This window comes from Sulfuricurvum sp. RIFCSPLOWO2_12_FULL_43_24 (assembly GCF_001829605.1).
GTDB lineage: Bacteria > Campylobacterota > Campylobacteria > Campylobacterales > Sulfurimonadaceae > Sulfuricurvum.
In genome coordinates this window covers 1-6242 of record NZ_MIBT01000043.1, presented here as the reverse complement: position 1 = coordinate 6242, position 6242 = coordinate 1, and the positions used below count along the sequence as shown (strand labels likewise).

Annotated in this window: 6 protein-coding genes and 2 pseudogenes; all 8 read right to left on the bottom strand. The window is 41.1% G+C overall.

All coding sequences use genetic code 11. The features are described 5' to 3' along the window. A partial coding sequence (locus A3G19_RS04165) for an efflux RND transporter permease subunit (protein ID WP_294870743.1) occupies positions 1–434 on the bottom strand: 434 nt, incomplete at its 3' end. Between the two features lies 1 nt (position 435). Continuing rightward, the gene (locus A3G19_RS04160; protein ID WP_294870741.1) at positions 436–1434 is read right to left on the bottom strand and encodes an efflux RND transporter periplasmic adaptor subunit; all 999 of its coding nucleotides are present in this window, start codon (positions 1432–1434) and stop codon (positions 436–438) included. Next, complete coding sequence (locus A3G19_RS04155; RefSeq protein ID WP_294870740.1) at positions 1431–2624, bottom strand: TolC family protein; 1194 nt, start codon at positions 2622–2624, stop codon at positions 1431–1433. The genes A3G19_RS04160 and A3G19_RS04155 overlap by 4 nt, the downstream gene beginning before the upstream one ends. A gap of 2 nt (positions 2625–2626) precedes the next feature. Next, positions 2627–3001, bottom strand: a complete 375-nt coding sequence (locus A3G19_RS04150) for a FixH family protein (RefSeq protein ID WP_015654707.1) — start codon at positions 2999–3001, stop codon at positions 2627–2629. 90 nt (positions 3002–3091) lie between these two features. After that, positions 3092–3736: pseudogene (locus A3G19_RS04145) on the bottom strand (HD domain-containing phosphohydrolase); the annotation flags it as partial. 30 nt (positions 3737–3766) lie between these two features. Further along, positions 3767–4285, bottom strand: a pseudogene (locus tag A3G19_RS04140) (HAMP domain-containing protein); the annotation flags it as partial. 316 nt (positions 4286–4601) lie between these two features. Continuing rightward, positions 4602–5003: a hypothetical protein gene (locus A3G19_RS04135; protein WP_015654705.1), complete on the bottom strand. Its 402-nt coding sequence runs from the start codon at positions 5001–5003 to the stop codon at positions 4602–4604. Beyond that, on the bottom strand, positions 5003–5995 hold the full coding sequence (locus A3G19_RS04130; protein WP_015654704.1) for a hypothetical protein: 993 nt from the start codon (positions 5993–5995) through the stop codon (positions 5003–5005). The genes A3G19_RS04135 and A3G19_RS04130 overlap by 1 nt, the downstream gene beginning before the upstream one ends. Positions 5996–6242 lie beyond the last annotated feature (247 nt).

Here is a 6242-nt window from a genome sequence, read left to right as displayed (position 1 = left end):
GTAAGGGCGTATTGGTATACCCAGCCAACACCCGTGGCATCCGGTCCCAGCGTTACTGAGGCGTCTTTCGGAAACGATTTTATGCTTTGGCTGAGCTTTTCGAGCACCCTTGTCCGAGCGAAATACAAGTCTGTTTTGTCTTTGAAGACAACATAGATCAGTGCCGTTGAAAATCCGCTAAATCCTCTGACCGTTTCGACATTCGCCAAAGATAAAAATGAGGTTGTTAGCGGGTAAGTAACCTGCTTCTCTATGATTTGCGGGCTTTGTCCTTCCCATTTAACCTCGATAACAACCTGTGGCGGAGTGAGATCAGGCAAAGCATCGAAAGAGGCATTTTTTACCCCCCAAAAGGAGGCTAGAGATAAAAGGGTAAAAAGTAAAAAGATAAAAATTCGGTTTTTGAGTGAAAACTCAATAATTTTTTCGATCATCTCAGTATAACCCGTTTATTTTAGCGTCTGCATCAAGCATGAACAACGCATTGTTAGCCACCTCTTCACCTTGCGTGATACCGTCTACTATTTGATACGTATAAGCATCTATTTTTTTAGCCGTTATCTCCAGCGGTTCAAACTTATTATCGACTTTGACAAAAACAAACTGCTTTTTGCCCCGCTCAAGTACGGCCGTTTTCGGGAGCGCCAAAATTCTCCCCCCCTTGGATTCAATACGGGCTTTGGCAAACATATTGGCGACCAAGTGTCCATCGTTTTGCAGACTTGCCCGAGCGGTTAGGCTTCTGTCGTTCTCATTGATTTCGGGAAGAATTTGGGTGATCTTTGCCTTGTAGGTTTTAGATGCCCCGCTAAAGCTCAGGAGTACGGTAGAGCCTTTTTGCAGTGTAGGAATATCCCGTTCGTATATTTTGATATCTACCCAAAGCGTCGAGGTATCGGCGAGTCTCATGAGCGGTTTGCCTGCTTCTGCGAACGAACCCGCAAACAGAGATTTTTCCACTACTGTACCGTTGTAGGGGGAGTATACGGCAACTGTTTTGGACGCGGTTTTGGAGGAGAGGGTTTTTGCGATGTCTGCGTTTGAAACACCCAGTAGCGCCAGTCGTTGTTTGGTTGATTCAAGTAACGATAGTGCCGTTTTTGAAAAAGTCTCATCCTCAAACGCTTTTGATTTTTCGGCATACTCTGCTGTTTTTATGAGTTCCTCTTTTAGCGCTAAAATTTCAGGACTGTACACAGTAAAAAGCAAAGAACCCTTCGAAACTTTTGCATACTTTTCATCTACCGATATTTTCTCGACAAAACCTGAAAACTTTAGGGTGATTTCTTTTGTAGATGCTTCTTTAAAAGAGGTTTTTGCAAAAAATTCTTTTTGGGGTATGTTGTGTGTTTCTTGGACTTTAACGGTTGATATTTTGTAGTTCTGTGCATATACGGTAACGATGAGGATCGTAAGCAAAAGGGCTTTTTTCATAGTTCTTCTCCGCTAAGTTTTTTGATTTGTGCGAGAGCAATATTGGCGTCATAGGTGTAGTTTATCAACTCTAATTCAAGGCTAAGGGCATCTTTTATGGCACTTATGACATACGCTTTCGACGAATCGGTTGTTTTGAGTGATGCAAGGGCTGATTGGAGTAAGTGAGAGAGTTGCGTTTTTAGAATTTTATCGGTTAATGCGTAGTTTTTTTGCGCACTTTCTAACTTTATTTTGGAGCTGTCAAGTTCATACGAAAGGGTATTTTTAAGATTTTCACCTTCTTCTATTTTGGCGCTTAATTCGTATTGTGTCTTCTTGATTAGGGCATCTTCTCTGCCGTATATTTGCAGTGGGATGCTGACTCCAAAAAACCAATAATTACGAAATTCAGAATCGGCGCTGGCATACCCTAGGCTTAGCCCTATGTCCGGTATTTGTGAGAGTTTCTCGCTCTGTAACTCTTTTCCTAATGAATCAACCGTCGTATTGAGAGAGGCGTACTCTTTTGAGTCCTCTATGACTATGGATTTAACGTCAGTATTCGGTACTGAAAATGGTATCTGAATCCCTTTCTCCACTTTTACCCCAAAACTTTGAAGCTTTCTAAGTTGAGTTTTCTCTTCGCTTTCCAAATCGATCATTTTGCGCATAAAAAAGGCGATTTCCATATCACCTCGAATAAGTTCGTTATGAACTGTATTTCCAACGGTATTGGAAGCTCTCAAAAGTTCCAATGCAAATTTAAGTGTTTGCAAATATTTGTCGTATGTTTTTTTGGTTTCTTTTGCTTTTGCTAAATCGTAACCGCTTTGTTTAAGAGCAAATTCAAGATTTAGCTTTTTTTGTGACACCGTGTGTTCTAAAGATTTGGCAACTAATTCTTTTGCCTCTTTTTTTACACTTAGTTTCGCTGTAAGGGGGATGTTTTGTGATATGCCAATCATTACCTGCTGCATAGGTTCGATATTTCGTTTGGTAGGATTGGTAAAGTCTATGTTGGTTACTTGTACATCGAGTTGAGGGTTGTCCAGTTTACCCGCGATCTTTGCATCCTCCTGCGCCGCTTTTACTTCGGCCTCAAGTGCCTTGATCTCAGGATTCTGCACGAGAACATCGGCTATGAACGCATCAAACGTTTGAGCATTTAATACACCTGCACAAAGAAGCGCCAAGATAACCTTGTTCATAACTACAAACTGACTGAAGTTTTGTATCGTTTTCGTTTGCCATCCGTATCTACTATGGTTACAGAAACTTGCCATGTGCCACTCATAGCAAAGTTAAGAGAGCCTTTATAAATACCACTCTTCCCTTTTAAATTCATTTTATCACTCATCTCCGGCATCCCCGGCATTTCAGGCATAAACGCTTTGATTTCTACCGATTTTGGGGCAAGCGGTTTACCCTCTTTGGTTAGGGTAATCGTCAGATTGTTTTGCCCTACCATTAAATCTTTGTCAGATTGTATTTTTACCGTTATGTCCGAGGCTTTACCGCTCGTATTAAGCGGTGCAGCAAACAAAGCACCTATGGATAGTAAAAACACCAATATAATTTTTTTCATTTTTTTACCTTTTCTGTTGTGATAAGCATATCTTATAGCAATAGAATCAATAAAGCAAGAATGAAATGTTAATAGTATTAATTAGGAGTCTTATTCTTGGGCTTCGTGAGTATCTTTAAAGGTTTCGCGAATGGTGAGAAACTCTTCTAAGTGCTCAAAAAAGATATCTATGAGCTGAGGATCGAAATGTTTCCCTCTCTCCTCTTTAAAGAGGGTGAAAATTTTCTCATCATCCCATGCCCTCTTGTAAACGCGGTCACTTCCGAGTGCATCGAATACATCAGCAAGGGCTGTGATTCGACCGTAAATATGGATCGCTTCTCCTGATAGCTTTCGCGGATACCCGCTTCCGTCGTATTTTTCATGGTGCTCATAAGCAACAATCGCCGCTGCTTGGAGTAAAGTGCGGCGTGAGTGTTTAAGCATCTCGTAGCCGAGTAAGGCATGGGTATCCATAATACGACGTTCTTCTTCGTCAAATCGTCCCGGCTTATTTAAAACGGCATCGGGGATGGCGACTTTTCCGATATCGTGCATCGGAGAAGCCTGTTTGAGCATTTCCGCTTCCTCTTCATCCAATCCGTAATACAATGCGAGAAGTTTGGAATATTCTGCCACCCTTTTGACGTGATTTCCTGTCTCCTTGGAGCGGCTTTCCCCGATAGAACCCATCGTAAAGACGACTTCTCTTTGGGTCTCTTCGATTTCTTGGTTAAGATCGGTGATTTCGTTTAGGGCATGATCCATTCCGCTGATCATGGTATTGAAAGATCGTGAAAGCTCTCCGATTTCATCGTCTCGTTTAATGTGTACTTGCTGGGTGTAGTCGCGTGTACGGGTAATTTTTTTAGCGGTATTGGAGAGGGTCATGATCGGTTTGATCAAATGCGTTGCGATGAAATAAGCGGCAAGTGCAATAAAAACAGCACCGCCGAGCAAGAAGAGGATAAACCATAGTTCGTATTTGTACAAAAGACGATAGGCAAATTCTTTTTTCTCTTCCAAGACGACGGTGAGATCGGGAGCATTTTTAAGTGTTTTGGATACTTTGAGAGAATCCTGAAAAAGAGAAGGACGTAGGGATGTCGTTCCATCGGCATGCTGAATGTAATAGTGTCTTTGTTGCGTATTGGAAAAAAAGCGTTTGAAATTTTCTACCGGATAGCGCACATGGAGTATCCCGATCGGTTGCGTTGAGAATGTCGAGTAGACGTTAACGCTCAAAAAAGATTTGAAACGGTTTGTTTTTCCAATTGTATTGAAATCACTGGAAGCGATAATCATCCCATGGGGGTCGGTAAGATAAAAATCTCCCACCATTTTTAGATCATTTTTTTTCGATAACAACGCATTACTGATACGTCGATCTAAGTCTTTGGTATAAACATCGTTCATGATATCCGATTTTGCTAGGAATGCCATATCATTGTGCAGCGTTAGCAGATGTTGGTCGATACGTTCAACACTCAAGTGCAGTTGGGTATTCATCTCCTGCGTAACGGCATCGTAGAGTTCCTGACGGAACGAGTTGCCTACCAAAAACATAGTTAGAGCGTAGGGGATGAGGCTGACCGCCAGAAAGAGGAGAATCGTTTTGAGTTTAAAACTCATAAATGACCTTTACACTCGAATCAACCATCGAGGAGGGGATGTACCCGATTGCTCCTTCGACATTTTGGACGAATGCTTTGATGGATTCATGAGAAGGCTGAGTAATGGGAGGGGTTAGCCCTTGGAAATGCTGTTTGACCCAGTAGGTATTTAGACGGTCTCGATCCATTTTTAAAATTTCATTTTCGAATGTAATTCGAGAAGGGTCTTGACCGAGTAGATTGAGCGGAATGATCTTTTGATTCCCGATGGCGTGACGTTTCATCAAAAAGAGATCCCGTATTTGTTGGGACGTAATTTCTGAAAGAGTGATCTTTTTAGAGATAATAATACTGTACTCCGCACCGAATAAACTCCCATAAAGAAAGTAAAAAATCAACAATTTTTTCATCAGAAGAGTACCGAAAAGGAGAGTAGGGTACGGTTCTCATTTTCTTGAGAATGCCACTGATATTCCCCTTTGATAGAGATAGGATAAATTGGACGGTAGCTGTATCCGAAAATACCGATGTGGTCTTTATAATCACGATGCTGATCATCGTAATATTCGTAACGTCCTACAATAGCGTGTTCGTTTGAAAAATGATAGACGCTTTGGAAATATCCGCTGAGGGTAAGATCGCTTTTGGCATGCTGATAGTCGGTTTGAGCTGTAATGGCTTCTGCGCTTAGGAGGAGAGAACCGTTATCGTATTTTACATTTCCTTGTAAAAAACGTGTTTTTTCATCCGAGTTTAATGCGATAAATTCCCCGATACTTCCGCCGAAACTTGTTTCCATGGAGAGCTCATGTTCTAAGGATAAACCGTAAAAATGGGTATTTGGGATATTGATATACTCTTCATCCATATCGTGGGTTGCTTGGCCGAAGAGATGATAGCGGGTTGTACTGCTTTGGGGTAGATAGCCGTTCATATCGATACCGGTCAAAAATTTCGGGAATAAAAGAGAACTGTAGAGGGGGTTGGATGTGGTGTCTCGTAGAACATTAATCGGTTCAAGATTCCAATATCCGATCGGAGTTATCTGTTTACCAACGCGGAAATTAAAGGTATCGGACATCCAAATATCCATGTATAAACGTTCGATATGAAACTTTTGACTTCCCCCTTCATTCCCATTGGTAAGGTGTTTATGATAAAATCCGACTGCTTCGAGTTCTGCTAAATACGAAACATTAGATCCGATATTACCGTATGCCATAACGGCAACATCGTCGATTGTAAAAGTATCTGCTTGTTGATTGGATTCAAATTCAGTGGAGACATAACCTCCCGCTGTTAAAGAATCATGAAGATTGAATCCATGACCAAATTCGTAAGGGGTTGCATAGAGAGGTGAGGTTAAAACTATGAGATAAAGGGATAAAAATCTAAACTGCACAAACAATCCTCAATAACTGAATCTTTTCAAAATTGTTTTTATCGTATCATAAAGTCAGATAAGATTTGCTTGTAATTTAGCTGTTGAGCTTAAATTCCAGAGTAAAATCTATCTCTATCGGTAGAGACGGAAGGAAGTTATAATACCGCTAAAAAAGGATAATACTGTGACAACCATCTGGCATAACCCGAAATGTTCAAAATCACGTGAAGCGTTGAAATTGCTCGAAGAGAAAGGGGGATCTTTT